The organism is Corynebacterium sp. HMSC073B01 (genome assembly GCF_001838255.1).
Classification (GTDB): Bacteria; Actinomycetota; Actinomycetes; order Mycobacteriales; family Mycobacteriaceae; genus Corynebacterium; species Corynebacterium jeikeium_D.
The window spans coordinates 14556-30108 of the sequence record NZ_KV836138.1; the positions used below are offsets into that span (position 1 = coordinate 14556).

16 protein-coding genes are annotated in these 15553 nt (G+C 60.5%); 7 read left to right on the forward strand and 9 right to left on the reverse strand.

Annotation, left to right across the window (positions count from 1 at the left end; all coding sequences use genetic code 11):
• Positions 1–5 precede the first annotated feature (5 nt).
• Entirely contained in the window at positions 6–155 is a 150-nt protein-coding gene (locus tag HMPREF2849_RS11275; protein WP_241482441.1) for a hypothetical protein, read from the forward strand.
• A 454-nt stretch (positions 156–609) separates the two neighbouring features.
• On the opposite strand, the gene HMPREF2849_RS01235 is transcribed toward HMPREF2849_RS11275, so the two are convergent.
• The 7 genes from HMPREF2849_RS01235 to arfB all read right to left on the reverse strand — a co-directional run bounded on the left by HMPREF2849_RS01235 (position 610) and on the right by arfB (position 7502).
• On the reverse strand, positions 610–1362 hold the full coding sequence (locus HMPREF2849_RS01235) for an ABC transporter ATP-binding protein (RefSeq protein ID WP_016422021.1): 753 nt from the start codon (positions 1360–1362) through the stop codon (positions 610–612).
• On the reverse strand, positions 1359–2309 hold the full coding sequence (locus HMPREF2849_RS01240) for an ATP-binding cassette domain-containing protein (RefSeq protein ID WP_016422020.1): 951 nt from the start codon (positions 2307–2309) through the stop codon (positions 1359–1361). Before HMPREF2849_RS01240 ends, HMPREF2849_RS01235 begins: the two co-directional genes overlap by 4 nt.
• The gene (locus HMPREF2849_RS01245; RefSeq protein WP_016422019.1) at positions 2306–3133 is read right to left on the reverse strand and encodes an ABC transporter permease; all 828 of its coding nucleotides are present in this window, start codon (positions 3131–3133) and stop codon (positions 2306–2308) included. Before HMPREF2849_RS01245 ends, HMPREF2849_RS01240 begins: the two co-directional genes overlap by 4 nt.
• Positions 3126–4064 (reverse strand): ABC transporter permease, encoded by a 939-nt coding sequence (locus HMPREF2849_RS01250; protein WP_224783768.1) that lies wholly within the window; start codon positions 4062–4064, stop codon positions 3126–3128. Before HMPREF2849_RS01250 ends, HMPREF2849_RS01245 begins: the two co-directional genes overlap by 8 nt.
• Positions 4065–4199: 135 nt before the next feature.
• Complete coding sequence (locus HMPREF2849_RS01255; protein WP_016422017.1) at positions 4200–5870, reverse strand: ABC transporter substrate-binding protein; 1671 nt, start codon at positions 5868–5870, stop codon at positions 4200–4202.
• Between the two features lie 220 nt (positions 5871–6090).
• Entirely contained in the window at positions 6091–7017 is a 927-nt protein-coding gene (gene pdxY / locus HMPREF2849_RS01260; RefSeq protein ID WP_246822076.1) for a pyridoxal kinase PdxY, read from the reverse strand.
• 41 nt (positions 7018–7058) lie between these two features.
• Positions 7059–7502, reverse strand: coding sequence for an alternative ribosome rescue aminoacyl-tRNA hydrolase ArfB (arfB, locus tag HMPREF2849_RS01265; protein WP_070862490.1), 444 nt, complete (start codon positions 7500–7502; stop codon positions 7059–7061).
• A gap of 139 nt (positions 7503–7641) precedes the next feature.
• Here arfB and HMPREF2849_RS01270 point away from each other — a divergent pair, with 139 nt between their 5' ends.
• The 6 genes from HMPREF2849_RS01270 to HMPREF2849_RS01295 all read left to right on the forward strand — a co-directional run bounded on the left by HMPREF2849_RS01270 (position 7642) and on the right by HMPREF2849_RS01295 (position 13436).
• The gene (locus tag HMPREF2849_RS01270) at positions 7642–8424 is read left to right on the forward strand and encodes an SDR family oxidoreductase (protein ID WP_048759274.1); all 783 of its coding nucleotides are present in this window, start codon (positions 7642–7644) and stop codon (positions 8422–8424) included.
• 16 nt (positions 8425–8440) lie between these two features.
• Positions 8441–9121, forward strand: a complete 681-nt coding sequence (locus HMPREF2849_RS01275) for an alpha-ketoglutarate-dependent dioxygenase AlkB family protein (protein WP_070862491.1) — start codon at positions 8441–8443, stop codon at positions 9119–9121.
• A 33-nt stretch (positions 9122–9154) separates the two neighbouring features.
• Positions 9155–10384, forward strand: coding sequence for a sensor histidine kinase (locus HMPREF2849_RS01280; RefSeq protein WP_070862492.1), 1230 nt, complete (start codon positions 9155–9157; stop codon positions 10382–10384).
• Positions 10385–10436: 52 nt separating this feature from the next.
• On the forward strand, positions 10437–11144 hold the full coding sequence (locus HMPREF2849_RS01285; RefSeq protein ID WP_070862493.1) for a response regulator: 708 nt from the start codon (positions 10437–10439) through the stop codon (positions 11142–11144).
• Between the two features lie 118 nt (positions 11145–11262).
• Positions 11263–12006 carry an ABC transporter ATP-binding protein gene (locus HMPREF2849_RS01290; RefSeq protein ID WP_070862494.1) on the forward strand — a complete coding sequence of 248 codons (744 nt, stop codon included), beginning with the start codon at positions 11263–11265 and terminating at the stop codon, positions 12004–12006.
• Positions 12003–13436 (forward strand): ABC-2 family transporter permease, encoded by a 1434-nt coding sequence (locus HMPREF2849_RS01295; RefSeq protein ID WP_070862495.1) that lies wholly within the window; start codon positions 12003–12005, stop codon positions 13434–13436. The genes HMPREF2849_RS01290 and HMPREF2849_RS01295 overlap by 4 nt, the downstream gene beginning before the upstream one ends.
• A gap of 34 nt (positions 13437–13470) precedes the next feature.
• Here the strand turns inward: HMPREF2849_RS01295 and HMPREF2849_RS01300 are convergent, their stop codons facing one another.
• Both HMPREF2849_RS01300 and msrA read right to left on the reverse strand, forming a co-directional pair.
• Positions 13471–14652, reverse strand: a complete 1182-nt coding sequence (locus HMPREF2849_RS01300; protein WP_070653442.1) for a YkvI family membrane protein — start codon at positions 14650–14652, stop codon at positions 13471–13473.
• 99 nt (positions 14653–14751) lie between these two features.
• Complete coding sequence (gene msrA, locus HMPREF2849_RS01305; protein WP_070862496.1) at positions 14752–15408, reverse strand: peptide-methionine (S)-S-oxide reductase MsrA; 657 nt, start codon at positions 15406–15408, stop codon at positions 14752–14754.
• Positions 15409–15553 lie beyond the last annotated feature (145 nt).

The following is a 15553-nucleotide window of genomic DNA, read 5'->3' on the forward strand; positions in this document are numbered from 1 at the left end:
AGCCCATGTTCCCTAGCCAACACTCGGGCCACAGCGAATGCCTTGACATCGCTAACTTTGACTCCATGGTCGATGAGGTTGTAGCGGGAGTTCGCGAGGCTCCAACTTTTTGGCAGTCCATTAGCGCGTATGGCATGCCGCTTTCATCGTCGTAGAGACTAATGGTGGTGTAGTACTTATCTGGGTTGTCGCTTCCGTGGCGATAAGAGGTCTTGTATCCAACGAGATCACGGTTGGCATCAAAACCGAGCATCGAAAAAGCAATCGAGTCCCGGCTCTCAACCGGTAAGTCAATCATCATTTTTGTCGGGCACTGCGAGGAACCTTCCGCGAATGCCAAGTATCCATCTTCTACTGCACGGATAACCAGCGAAGGTTCGAGTTCGATATCTTCCAAGTCCGATCGGGTCAAAAGTCGAAGCCTTGGAGTTTTTGAATCAATCAATAGAAGTCCTTCAAGCAAGTAACGATTGATAGCCAACCATTCAATCAACAACAGGATAGCCTACAATATCCACCATAGGTATGGCTACCCTAAGTTCTAAATTCTATCGGCGATCACAGGCAGTGAAGGTTCAATGACTCCAAGCTGGGCGCTAAGTAATATCGCTACTCTAAGGCGACGACGCCGTCGCACACGGCGGCGAGAAGCCTGTGTTCATGGCTAATCATGAGAACACCGCCGCCAGATACGGCGAAATCCCGGATGACCTCGACGATTGCCGCGGAGTTGGCGGCGTCGAGCATGGCGGTCATCTCGTCGCAGATGAGGTAGCGTGGACCGGCGGCCAGGGTGCGAGCGACTGCGGCACGCTGGAGCTGCCCGTCTGAGACCTGGCTAGGGAAGCGATCGAGAAGGTCCGGAGTCAGCCCAACGTTTCGGATGAGCTCGTCGATGTCCACACTTTTCCCGGTTCGCTGACCATCCCGCCGCCCTTGCCGCCCCTGTCGTGCGGCTGAGCGAATGGTGCGCCCCAAAGTCATCCGCGGGTCGCAGGACCTTCGGGGAGACTGAAACACCATCCCAATCTGGCCACGAACCCGCTGCCCGGCGCGGCTGCGCACAGCGCCGACCGGCACCCCGTCGCAGAAGCACTGCCCTAAATCGGGCACTTCCAGGCCTGCGAGGATACGGCCGAGCGTGGACTTGCCAGCCCCCGAAGGCCCACGAAGCCCGACGATCTGCCCTGGATCAACCCTGATGGAAACGTCCGATAAAACGACTCTCGCAGAGCCGTCCTTGGCGCCGAATGACTTCGACACGTTCTCGGCGACCAGCGCTTTGCCACTCGCCTGCGCGTCACAGCTCACCGAAGCCTGCTCACTCACCAACGCCTTACTCACCACAGCCTCCTCGTTCATTTCCCCGCCTCCTCGAGCCTGCGCGCGTAGCAATAGTCCTCGTCCAGGTTCGTCAAGCTCGGCACCACGCCGGGCATCGGCCGCATGCCGTTTTCGGGCAGCGCTGCGAGCAGGTCGCGCATGTATTCGCTGGCTGGGGCCTCAATCACCTGTTTTGCCGGTCCCGTCTCCTCAAGGCGCGATGCGTACATCACTGCAACTCGGTCGGCGATGCCGCTATCGCGCAGCTCGGAAATGTCGTGCGTAATTAGCATGACTCCCACACCACTGTCGGCGATTTGGCGAAGCATGCGCAGCAGGGCCATGGTCAGGTCGGGGTCGAGGGAGGCCGTCGGCTCGTCAGCAATCACCAGAGCAGGGTCGCCAGCCAGGGCGAATGCCACTGCTGCGCGCTGCGCCATACCCCCGGAAAGTTCGTGGGGATACAGCGCCGCGACCTCCGCATCCAGGCTGACTCGCCGCAGCATCTCCTCCACCGTGTGGTTGCGCCCCAGAACGGAAATTGTTTCTTTTAGCTGTGCCCCGACCGTGCGCACCGGTGTCAAAAACGTCGCCGCCGACTGCGGTACTAGCGCGATTTGCCGCCCCGCCAGCTCCTCGTCAGTGCGAGCAAGGCCCGCGCCGGTACGTCGCCGCGCCAGAATTTCGATGGGCTCGGCGTTCCTCTCCGCTTCTGCACCACTGTCAGCTGCCCCTTCGCGCGGATAGAAACGCACCTGCCCCTCTACTCTCGCGTGCGGCGGCAGCATGCCAACCACCGCCGAGGCAATAATCGACTTTCCGCAGCCCGACTCACCCACAACCGCGACGACCTCTCCCCTACCCACAGTCAGGGACACGCCCGTCGCGGCATGCACCACGTCACCACCGCGCAGGGGAATCCGCACTGTCAGTCTCTCAATGTCCAGCAGCTTCTCTCGCTTGCCGACGCCCTCCCGAGCACTCACACCAGCACCTCCTGTCCGGTCACCCGCTCCTTCAAATGCGTGCCGACGGCCGCAATACACAACGTTGTGGCGACGAGGAAAAACGAGGGAAACACCAAAATCCACCAATGGCCGAGAAGCAGGGCGCCCTCGGCGTCGGCAAGCAGAGTCCCGAGAGACGGCTTGTGCGGCGGCAGGCCCACCCCAAGGAAAGACAGCGTCGACTCGTGCCAGATTGCGTGCGGGATCAGCAAGATAAGGCCGACCAAGGACTGCCCCAATGCCGCCGGAACAACGTGCCGAGCTAGCACGCGTGCGCGGCTCATTCCGGACAGGAGCGCGGCCTCGACGAACTCGGCGCCCCGCAGATGCAGCACGGACGCACGGACCGTTCGGGTGATGGTCACCCAGTGCGTCAGTACCAGGGAGATGATGATTGCGGGGACCGAGCCTCGGAAAAGGCTGACGATGAGCAGCCCCAGTAGCAGGTGCGGCAGCGCGTTGGTGACGTCGGCGCTGCGCATAATGACGCGGTCGACGCGCCCGCCGAGCATGCCTGCGGTAACGCCGAGGACGATACCGACGATCGCCGAGCACACTGCCGTGACCAGTGCAATGAAAAGGGAAATGCGCATTCCCGCAGCAACTCGAACGAAAACGTCGTGCCCCTTCGAATCGGTACCGAAGAAGTGCTCAGGCCCCGGGGCGACACCGGAATTGGCGAAGTCGGTGAGCACCAGGTCGGAGTCGTGAAACAGCGGAGTTAAAAAGGCGTAGGCAGCGATGAGGACCAGGCACGCCACGGCCACGACCGGGGCGACCGGCCTCTTTGTCGTTTTAAGCATCTGCATCCACCCGTGGGTCGAGGACGACGAAGGCGACGTCGGCAAGCAGATTTCCGAGCAGGACGATAGCCGTCGTCGCGATAGTGAGAATGCTCAGCAGCGGAAAGTCCAAGCTCTGAGCCGATTTGACCAGCGCGGTTCCGAGCCCAGGCCACGCGAAGACCGCCTCCACCAGTGTCGATCCGACGACCAGCTCAGACAGTCGCGCGCCGATGAGCGCGAGGAAAGGCGGCACTGCGGTCGGCAGGATATGGGAGAAAATAATCGTTCGGCGCGGAATGCCGCGGACCTGCGCTCCGGTGACCGCGCCGGAGTCCATGACCTCGACGATGGACTCACGCAACGACAGCACCAGCCACGGCACCTGCGTAATCGCAAGAACGACAGCTGGCAGCGTAAGGTGCGCCACCGTAGAGGAGAAAGTCACGGGCTCGCCCGGGTAGGTCAGGCCTCCGGTGGGAAATAGCTTCCAGGCCAACGCAAAAAGGCCGAGGCCGCCGAGTGCAACGACGAAGGGCGGGGTCGCCTGAATCACCGTCGAGATCGACAGGACTAGCCGGTCTAGCACTCCCCCGCGCCGCACCGCAGCCCACAGTGCCAGAACGAATGACAGCGCGATAGCTCCGGCAAGTCCGCAGGCGCCGAGCAGCATCGTCCACGGCAGACGCTCGGCGAGCACCTGCGTCACCGGCTGTGAGTAGGACCTCGAAATGCCAAGGTCGCCCACCGCCAGGCCCTGCAGCCACACCAACCACGACTCCCACCAGGGCCTATCCAGCCCCAACTGGTGAGAAATCGAGACTCTCTGCGCTTCGGTCAGGTTGCCCGCCTGACCTTTGAGATACGCATCCAAAGGGTCGAAGGGGCTCACCGCCGCCAGCGCGAACACTGCTGCCGTCACCGCCACAACGATGGGAACGGCTACCAGCACTCGCCTCACGACGATTCCTGCGACCTGCCGTTTCCGGCTCTTGAAACGGGGTTGATGCTCAGAGGGGTGTAGACGCGGGTGTGAGTGCGGGCGCGAGCGAGGGTGAGGACGTGGGTGTGGCTCGGCTTTTGTCATTTACTTGTGCCATGCCCCCAGGTTGAACCACGGGCCGAAGTTCAGGCCGTGGGCATGGGGCTCAAGGATGGCATCCGGGTGCGTGTAGCCACGGTCGCGCTCGACATAGACATGGTCAACGTAGACCAGCTGCAGCATGGCGGGCTTTTCGGCGTAGAGCTTCTGAATCTTACGGTAGAGCTCGTCTCGCTTGGCCTGGTCCGCTTCGACGCGCGCCTGGTCGAGCAGCTTGTCGATCTCCGGGTTGACGTAGTCGGAGCCGTTATCCCACTTGGCACCGGCACCCGGCTCAGCGTACTTGGAGTGCAAGATTGAGTAGATCTGGCCGTCGACGGAGTACGGGGTACCGCCTCCTCCCAGCATGACCGGGGTCTTGGCGTAGTCCTCGCGGGTGACAGACTTGGAATCACGGGCGACCGGATTGACCTCAATGCCGACCTTCTTCAGGTCGGAGGCTGCGGCCAACGTCAGGTCTGTGCGGGCGTGATCGCGGTTCGGGAAGTAGATGACATCGAACGCGGCGCGCTGGCCGTCCTTGACGCGGATGCCGTCCGAGCCCTTCTTCCACCCGGCGTCGTCGAGAAGCTTCTCGGCCTTCGCGGTGTCGTGCTTGATCTCGGCGGTCGGGTCGTAGGCGTCGCCGTAGAAGTCCGCGAGGAAGGTGGAGTTCGGCTTCGCGTGGCCCTTCATCACGTCTTTCGCCATGGCCTCACGGTTGACAGCCAGGTTGACCGCATTGCGGATTGCCTGGTCACCGGTGACCGGGTTGCCCGCTGGAAGGGTGATTCCGCGCCAGTCCGCCGAATGCGCCGACTCGACCTTGAATCCCTCCTGGCCTTCAAATTCCTGCGCCAACGCCGGCTCCATAATGGTTCCGTCGCCCTCGCCGCCGCGCAGCTGCTGAGCACGGGAGTTTTCGTCCTGATTGACTCGGTAAATGACTTTCTTCAGCTCAGGGGCCCCGCCGTGATAATCCTCGCGGGCCGTGAAGATGGCCTCGTCGGCACGCAAAGATTCGAGCTTGAACGGGCCAGTTCCCACGGGCTTGGTATTGAGATCTGAGTCCTCGGCGGGCTTCAAATCATCGAAGTTGAAGGCCTCCGACGGGGCGATGCCGTTGAGGAGCTGGTGATCGAATTCCGCGTACGGGATATTCAGCTCGAAGACGACCTTGTCTCCGTCGGCGTGCACCTCATCGAGCATTTCCCAGTTCGGAGCCTCAGAGGAGGCCGAGCGCTCGTCGAGGATGGCCTTGTAGGTCGCCACGACGTCCTCCGGCCCGAAGGTGGTCCCGTCGGAGAAGGTGATTCCGTCCTTGATTGGAACGGTCCACGTTTTGTTGCCATTGCTCGGCTCGGCGGGGCCGGAGGCTAGCAGAGGCTCAAAGTCGACGGGCTTCGTGGAGGTGTCACCCGACACCGGCTTGAGCCGGAAAAGGCCCTCGTAGACCGGGGAATCGCCGGACCTGCTGTAACCAGCAACCGGGTTGTATCCGCCGGTTTCGTTGTTATCCAGCAGGACCAGGGTCTGCTCGGCGCTGGCGCCGGAGTCCCCGGCGGCACCGGAGGCGGACTTATCATCGGGGTTCGAACAGGCGGTCAACCCGAGGCCACAAATCGCAAGTGCAGAGACCGAGACAGCCAGGGTTCGCCCCGTGCGGGTAGAAAACATTTACTCCCCTTTATTGAAGGATAGGCACAACTAAGTAGTAACCGTTTTCATTATCTACTCATTGGAAACTTTATTTCAATGGTTCAAAATCTTTTCTTCTTGTTGCGCAAATGTTTAGAACCCAGGTAAAAGGCAGAAAATCCCGAAGACCTGGTACGACGATGGCGGCAACACATAAGTGCTGCCGCCATCGACTCCCCCCATATTCGCTTATAAAGCGCTACGCTACCTTCGTAACCTCAAAACGCTGCTCCGGGTGGACGTAGGCCTCCTGCGCACGAACGAGCTCCAGCTCGCCAGAGCCGGACTCGTGCGTGACCTTTAGCAGCTCAAAGATGCTGGCCGCGGTGTTGCCCAACGCGACCGACAGGTCACCGTCAATACCGCGACCGCGCAGCAGGTTGCCCGCAAACAGCGCAGCCGTGACATCGCCGGAGCCGTTGCGCTTTAGCGGCAAGTATGGCGTCGCCACCAGCCATGCGCCCGAGCCGTTGACGGCGAGCATCTCAATCTCACCCTCCTTGCGCTCCGGACGCAGCACGCTGGTGACCAGCACGGACTCCGGGCCCATCTCACGAGCAGCATGGGCTGCCGCAATGGTGGACTCCAGGTCGTTGACCTCGCGGCCCGTCAGGTATCCCAGCTCAAACTGGTTCGGCGTAATCACGTCTGCCACCGGCACAACCTTGTCGCGCAGCAGCGGCGGGATGTCATCCGAGACGTGGCAGCCGCTCTTGGCATTTCCCATCACCGGGTCACACGAGTAAATGGCCTTCGGGTTGCGCTGCTTGGCCATCGCCACGGCCTCGATGATGACATCCGCAATATCGCTACCGCCCTGGTAGCCGGAGATAATCGCATCGACGTCGTCAAGCTTGCCCAGCTCATCGATACCCTTGATAACCTCGCTCACATCCATGGCCGGAATCATCGGGCCGCGCCACTGGCCGTAGCCGGTGTGGTTGGAGAAATCGACGGTGTGGACCGGCCACACTTCAAAACCTGCGCGCTGCAGCGGGAAAACAGCAGCGGAGTTACCCACATGGCCGTAGCTCACATGCGACTGGATGGACAGGATCGAGGGCACGCGGTTGAACTCCGCGACGGCTTCAGCTGCCTTTTCGGTAGGGGCCTGATTTTCGCTCATTCCTCTATATTGCAACGAATGCGCGAAAATCCCATATTCCCCTAGTAGGAGCTGGGTCGGCGCCTGCTGGCTTTGAGCTCAGAGCGGCGTTGCTTCTGCGCTTTACGACGGGCAATCGAGGCCCGACTTGGTCGAGTCCGCCGGCGCCTCGGAGGCGGTGGCTGCACGGCTTCCCGAATGAGATCCGCCAAGCGACGCCGGGCTTCCGCGCGGTTGCGCACTTGGGAGCGCTGCGTGGTGACCGACACGGTGAGTGTGGTGCCGTCGAGTCGGTGGCTGAGGTTCTGGAGAGCGCGGCGGCGGTGGACGTCGGAAAGCACGCTGAGCTCGGCAATATCGACCGATAGCTGCACCTTGGAGTCCGTGGTGTTAACGCCCTGACCGCCCGGCCCTCCGGAGCGTGCGAAGCGTTCAGTGAGTTCCGCCGCGGGGATGACGAGGCCCTTTGGGATGCCGGGACCTGGTGGGATGTTCAGGGGTTTCATGATGGCCAGTGTAGAGGGCGCGTTTGTAATCAGGGCGCGTTTCCTCTAATCCGCAGTTAAACAACAAATACTCACCTAAGCTGGCAAATAACATTTATCCACTTATAAAAACAGCAAGAAAAGGCAGGATTGAGACACCATGGCCACTTCTGATTCCCCGTCCATTTTCATCTCCGGCGGCGCGCAGGGCATTGGCCGCGCGGTGGCCGAGAAGTTCCTGGCTGCAGGCTGGACCGTCGGCGTCTACGACATCAATGAGGATGCCCTGGCGAAGCTCAAGGCTGAGCGCCCGGAGGTAATCGTCGGCAAGCTGGACGTGACGGACTTTAAGCAGTGGGAGGACGCGCTTGCGGACTTCACCTCCCACACCGGCGGCAAGCTGACGGTGCTGGACAATAACGCGGGCATCATCGGCGATGGCGATATCACTGACCAGTCACCGGAGATTATCCGCGCGCAGGTGGACATCAACTGCACCGGCCTGACGCTGGGTGCGAAGGCGGCGCACCCGTACCTGAAGCGCACCAAGGGGTCTCACCTGGTCAACATGGGTTCGGCTTCGGGTATCTACGGTCAGCCGCACATCGCGCCGTACTCTGCGTCGAAGTTCTACGTCTCGGGTCTGACGCAGGCTCTGGATTTGGAATGGCGCAAGGACAAGATCCGCGTCGTTGCCATCATGCCGCTGTGGGCGAAGACCAAGCTGGCGGACGTTTCCGCTGGTTCGACCCGTCGTCTTGGCGTGCGCATCACGCCGGATCAGGTCGCTGATGCCGTGTGGAAGGCAACGCATCCGCAGAACTTCATTGAGCGCCAGCGCCACTTCTACTCGGTGTCGGCAGCGGACTTTATCCTGCGCTACCTGGGCAAGATTGGTCCGCAGTTCCTGTCCCGCCCGGTTAACGCAATCATCGCGGGTTAAGAGGCAAACTAGACCTATGCTCTTTGATCAGCTCCCGCGCGACGATGCCCGCATCACGCCGGGAGTTGTTCATCTTCCGGGGTGGCTTCCATTGGAGCGGCAGGCGGGCATCATCACGCAACTCCGTGACATCGCCCGCGACCTTGCCGGAACTCCCCTGGCCATGACTCGCCCACAGCTCAAAAGTGGCCAGATGCAGGTCTTCATGCTCCATCTCGGCCGCATGTGGGCCACAAATCCGTACCGCTACGTCACACACGTAGGCGGCGTTCGCGTCCCGCCTATGCCTGACAATCTGCTACAGCTCGCCACCGAAGCACTCGGCGCTGCCGCGCTTTACGACGAATCCCTCAGCCAGTGGCCCGCCACTTTTCGGCCCGACATGGCGCTGGTCAACTACTACCCACCCGGGGCCACCATGGGGATGCACCAGGATCGCAACGAAAACTCCCCTGCGCCAATTGTGTCGCTCTCTATCGGCGATGAGGCTCTGTTCCGCATTGGCGGAACTGAAAACCGCAACAAGCCCTGGGATGACGTGACTCTCGCCAGCGGGGATGTGATCGTGTTTGGTGGCCCCAAGCGGCTTGCGTTTCATGGTGTGCCCAAAACTCGTCCGGGCACTTTGCCGGAGGGGTGCGAGCTTAAAGAGGGGCGCATCAACATCACGTTTCGGCAAGTGGAAAACTCACACTAAACCGCGCAAGCCACCGACCGCTAGCCTAGACACATGCAGCGCACCGCTTCCTCCATGCACGCACAGGCTGCCACCACGCAGACTCCTGACCCACTCGACTGGCCCAGCCGGGTGCGTTTCTTTGTCGGCTCGTTCCCAGCTGCCGATCTCGCTATTGCGGCTGCTTTCCTGCTGTGCTGCTGGTTGAGCATGACGCCGCTATTTACTTATGGCCCGAGCTTCACTTATGTCACCAATGTGGTTCTGTCCGCGATGATTGCCGGCGCCGCAGCGTTTCGTCGTAAAGCAGTGCGTGCATCGTTTGTGATTACGTACAGTGCCCTAGCGGGTCTCGCCTTGCTGGTGTGGCTATCCCCGGTGAACCTTGGGGTAGACCCTATTATTGTTGCCGCCCCACTATCACTATGGTCTGTGACCAGGTGGGAACAGAATCGCACCTGGGGCATAGTTGGGCTCTTTTTAGGGTTGATTGGCAGTTTCCTCAACCCAGCGGTTCCAGCCTTCGGTTTTACTCCGGAACGGCTGTTGGTATTCGGTCTGCCCGCGGTGCTCATCACGGCGAGCGCGTACGCAGTGCCGCTGTGGCTGCGCATCAACGCCGAGGAACATGCCGCGGAGTTGGAGAACGTCGTGGCGCTCAACAAGTTGGAGTTGTCCCGGGAGCTTCACGACGTCGTGGGGCACGGACTCACCTCTATTAAGGTTCAGGCCCAAACAGCGCTGTACCTGGCGGAGATGAATGACTCACGAGCGGAAAGCGCTGCTGAAAAGACCACGCTGGAAGGCATCGCCCAGACCGCAGAACAATCGTTGCGAGATGTGCATGCGCTTGTCGATGCACTACGTGAAGGCGGCGAGATTAGCGCTGATCCGAATGAGATTCCACGTCTGGTTGCGGCTGTTTGTCCGCCGGGTCGCGATGTTTCGGTGACTCTGCCGGAGTCTTATGAGGCGCTGGCGGATTGGCCACTCGCGAAGCGACTGACTCTGGTGCGGGCAGTGACGGAGTTGGCCGCGAATATGGCCAAGCACTCATCGGGCGCTGGTGAGCTGGCACTGATAATCAATCCACCTGCCGACGCTGATGACAGCCCGGCGCGGGTTCATTTGGTGACCGCAAATCGGGCTGTGAGCGACGCCTTGGCACACAGGAAGCGAGCTGGTGCTGGCCTGATTGGTCTGGATGAACGCGTGGCGCAGCTCGGTGGCGAGATGACTTATGGTGAAAGCGACGGCATGTTCCGCGTCAGTATCCGCCTGTAAGCGGTTCAACCGAAGCAGGGCTGGCTGTCGAAACTGTCAAGAAAGACGAGCAATGGATGTAATTCGAGTATTAGTGGCTGAAGATCAGGCTCTGATTCGGCAGTCTTTCGCGCAGCTTATTGATGCCCACCCGCAGATGAAAGTCATTGGTGCCGTAGGCGACGGCGCCGAGGCTGTGCGTCTTGCCTCCGGTGCGGATGTGGTCGTCATGGACATTCGTATGCCCGTGATGGACGGTATCGAGGCCACGCGGCAAATCGTGCGAGGGGCATCGTCCGGAGGCGCGACCCACGCATCCGCTCCGAAAGTTCTGGTACTGACCACCTTCCGCGAAGAATCCCTCGTGCTCGGCGCTTTAGAAGCTGGGGCCGCAGGCTTTTTGCTCAAAGACTCCAATCCCCGTGAGCTGCTTTCGGCCATCATGCGTATCCACCGCGGTGAAGGAGTCATCGATCCGAAGGTGACGCCAATGGTGTTGCGACACGTTTCACCGCGCACGGCCCACTTCGAGCAGTCAGCAAGCGTTTCCTCGACACATGGCGCTGGCTCAGATCCCACCGACGCAGGAACCCAGTTCACACCCCGCGAACAGGAGATTTTGGACCTCGTCTGCCAGGGGCTTTCCAATGATGAGATCGCTCGCAGATTGGTGGTCGCCACGACGACCGTGAAAACCCATGTGAAAGCGCTACTAACAAAAACGGGCTCACGCAGTCGCGTGGATCTTGTCATTTGGGCTGCGAAAAACGGGCTGCTGTAGCTTCTCCTCACTGGTTCCGTCATCCTCGCTATCGCCTCTCCTCCCTAGGGAGGATATTTCCGCCATCTCATCCTCAGGGAGGGCGCGAATCGTGCCAAGCACTCCTATTACTTAAGGCATGAACGCACCAACTCCTACCTCAGACCCTTCCGCAGATGCCGCCGCTTCCCTCCTTCAGCTGCGCGGCATCACTGTCTCCTACGGCAAGAACGAACCTGTCCTAAACGGCCTCGATATGAGCGTCCGTGCCGGCGAGGTCTACGGACTATTGGGACTCAACGGCGCAGGTAAGTCCACGCTGATGAGCACTGTGCTTGGGCTAATTCCCTACTCCGGTGAAATCAGTATTGCGGGACGCCCGTGGTCCGTTGCCGACCTAGACCGCATCGGCGCCTCCATCAATGGCCCGGCGTTCTACCCGCAACTCTCGGCCACCGACAACCTCAAAGTGCACGCACATCTGACCGGCACGGACAAGAGTCGCATCGGCGAAGTCCTCGACATGGTGGGGCTGCACTCGGGCAACAAGCGCGCCCGCGCATTCTCCACTGGCATGAAGGTTCGGCTCTCCCTGGCGATGGCACTGCTCACCGACCCCGACATTGTGCTTCTCGACGAACCCACTAACGGCCTCGACCCCGAAGCTATCGTGAGTCTGCGCACCTTGTTGCGGAATCTCGCCGATAGCGGCAAAGCGGTTGTGGTGTCTTCGCATCAGCTCGGTGAGGTCGAAAAGAGTGTTGACCACCTGGGAGTTCTTGCTGGTGGCCGGCTGGTCTACGAAGGCCCGCTGACTGACTTTGCGGCTGCTGGTCAATCCCTCGAGCAGGCTTTCTTTGCCGCAGTAGGTGTTGCCCGATGAGCGCTCAACCGCACACACGCACTCTTAACACGCGCGCTGTTCCTACGCGCCACTACTTCCGCGCCGAACTACTGCGGGCGAAGTGGTCGCTCACCATGTTCCTGCCCATCATCATGGTGGCAATCGCTCTGGTCAGCATGGTTTTTTCTAGAGGTGTCGATGCCACCGCCATGGCGAGTGCCCACATCTACTCACTTATCCTGCTTCCTCCCCTGGCTGCTATTACGTCCGTCATTGGCCAAAACCGTGAAGAAAAGCTCCGCCACGGCGGCCTAATCTGGCGCAATATCTCGAGCACTCGAGTGCTCCTGGCACGCGCAGCCACTGTCATCACCTCCACGGCCCTCGGCCACGCACTGATGGCCGCTCTCCTTGCCCGGAGCGTGAGCACCGCATTGCAATTCACGATCTTCAACACGTTGTCATTCTTCGTGTTCTGGGCATACGGCCTTGCCCTATGGCGCCTTGTGCCACGCGCAGCTCTCTTCCTTGCGCCGCTGACTGCCATCGCTTGGGCCATCGCAGGAACACTGGATGCCATGAGCCCAAACTGGCAAGTTCTCCCGTGGACCTGGGCAATCCGCCCAACGTTACCTATTCACGGTGTGCAGGCTAATTCCATCACGGCTCCGGCAGACAGCGAAATCTGGGACATTGCCATCCTGCCGCCCGCGCTGCTGCATTTACTCCTCGGACTAGGCTTCTTTGCCATCGCATTGGCTGCGCACGGAAAATCTCTCAGCTTGCCGACGGGCCGGGAACGCAGCACTTCGTCGTTAAGCCATGGCATGAGCGCGACCCTGCCCTGGCGCACCTGGTGGAGCCTCGCAGCACTGATGCTTGCCGGGCTTGCGGTCGTGCGTGTGGTGTGGAACCCGGAGTATGCGCTGGGGCTGCTGAGTTTCGTCTGCGTGCCGACGGCCGCAACCGTGGTCGCCATCATGACGTGGACCTCGCAAGCTGATGCCTGGCCAGCGCTGATGTATCGGCGCTCGCGCGGGAGCATCACACTTCGCTTGTTTGCCTTGGATATGGCGTTTCTCGTACCGGTGCTCGTGGTTGCGGTGATTATCAGCGGCGCAGGCGGCGAGACCAATGGCCAGACCGGCATTAACCCCTGGCCGTACCAGGCGGTCATCGCGCCTCTTGTGGCCGCAATGATTGTGGCCGTGACCGGATTGATTGCGCGTCGCAGTGTGGCGGCCGCAATCTTTGTCTCGGTCGCGCTCGGCGGTTGGGCTGTGATGGTTGGCGGTGATGTCCTCAGTGCCTCACCGCTGTGGTGGACTTCAGAATGGGGATGGACCTGGGTGGTCCGTGATTACCCCGAGCGGTGGCCGCTGATGGTTCTGGCATCCGCCATTGTGACCGGGGCATTCGTGACCTGGGCGCGGGCAACGTCACTGAAAGCAATCCGCTCTCGAAGCTGACAGCGACGCTGACTGTAGCCACGCGCCAGCCCACCTACTCCTCGATAGCCTCGCGGACCTCTTCGACGCTGAGGTTGGAGTCTTCGATTTCCTCGCGAGCTTCCTTCTTCCGACCACGGCGAACAAGGCGGAAGATGCGCTTACGGCGAGAAGTCTCTTCGCTGATGCGCTCACGACCGCGCAGCCAGGCAATGAGCATGACGGTAATGAGCAGCAGCCCGATGTAGCCCAGGATTGGGTAGACCCAACCAATCAGGTTCTGGAAGCCCATGAAGCTCAAGGCGAAACCGAGCAGAACCAGACCAACGTAGACAATCTTGAACTTTTCCGGGTGATTTGCGGTGACGCGACGCCCCAGTGCGTAGAACATGCCAAGTGCCGTGTTGAAAATCATACCGAGAATAACCACGGCCATTGCCTGACCAAGCCACGGGTGCAGGCGGTTAATAACGGTGAGCATTGGCACGGCATCGGTTGCGACAGTACCAACAGTGTGGAACAGCGTGATGGTGGTAATCAGCAGCATTGCGGAGTACACCAAACCGCCAACGAAACCACCGGCACCTGCGGCGCGGGGATTGAACAAGTTGCCGCCAATAACAATCGCCATGGAGACCGCAACCATCAGGTTAAAGCCGACGTAGTTCACCGCGGCGACAACCCAGTTCGGCAGAGTGGTCGGGACTTCCGCAACGGCAGCTGCCTGCTCCGCGGCTGGGGTGGCATCGGTAAACGCCAGCGTATAAATACTGGCCAGCAGGATAAAGCCGACGATAAACGGCGTGATGGAACCGATCACGGTGGTCACGCGGTCAACATCGAGGAAACCGGCTGCGATGGTCACTAGCACCATCATCACGGCACCAATCCACACGGGGATGCCCCACTGCTGCTCCATGTTGGCACCGGCACCGGCGAACATAACGAACCCCGTGGCGAAGAGCGTGATAATCACGCCAATGTCCAGTACGCGCGAGAAGATGGGATGCGATACGCGTCGGAATACTTCGCCGTGCTCGCTGGCCTGGAAGTAGCTTCCCAGCTGCAAAATGATCATAGCCATCAGGCTCATGATCACCGCTGAGAGAACGGCACCCCAGACACCATTGATGCCAAAGGCGACGAAGTATTGCATGATTTCCTGACCCGTCGCAAAGCCCGCGCCGACGACTACGCCGACGAAAGCAAATGCAACGCGCAGTACTTGCTTCACCACAAGGGTTCACTCCTATTCAACTATCTGATTGATATAACCACCTTACTTTTCTCAGTGAGTTTTACTAATCGCGATTAAGCGTTCTACGAAATTTCGCCTTTAAATCCCGCAGGCCACGCCGGTCGAATGCACCGGGCAGTAGCCGTTCGGATTCTTAAACAAGTACTGCTGGTGCTCGTCCTCGGCTCGGTAGTACTCCCCTGCCGGAGTCTCCGACAGTGGCTTAATCTCCGTGGTGATGGGGCCCAGGCCAGCGTCGGCAAGCTTCGGCGCGTACGCATCGGCGATTTCCTGCGCCCGGCGCGCTTGCTCGGACGTCGTCGTGTAAATCGCGGAACGGTATTGCGTGCCGACATCATTACCCTGGCGGTAGCCCTGCGTGGGATCGTGGGCCTCGAAGGCCTTGGCAATCAGCTGGTCGAAGCTAATCTGCTCCGGGTCGTAGACGACCTCCACAATCTCAGTGTGGTTGGTCCGGCCGGTGCAGGACTCGCGGTAGGTGGGATTCGGCGTCACGCCACCGGCGAACCCGACCGATGTGCTGAGCACGCCCGGTGTTTCCCAAAACAGCTTCTCAGCACCCCAGTAGCAGCCAATACCGATGTAGACGACCTCCTGGCCATCCTCCCATGGGCCGGTAATCGGCGTGCCGAGCACTGCATGCGGCTTCGGATTTTCCAGCACCGGGTGCGAGCCGCCTTTCAGCGCCTCTTCTTCCGGCACCAACTGCGCTGACCTACCAAAAATCCAACCCATCTTCGATGCCTTTCTATCGATGTTTCTATCTACGACTGTCTATGCTCTGGGCAACACGCCCGCGTCCACGATTGTTCCGCCGCTGCCGCCCGCGCCGCGCTCATGTTTCTCACGCCTCGTCACCAGAGGCTACGGAACAACTCCG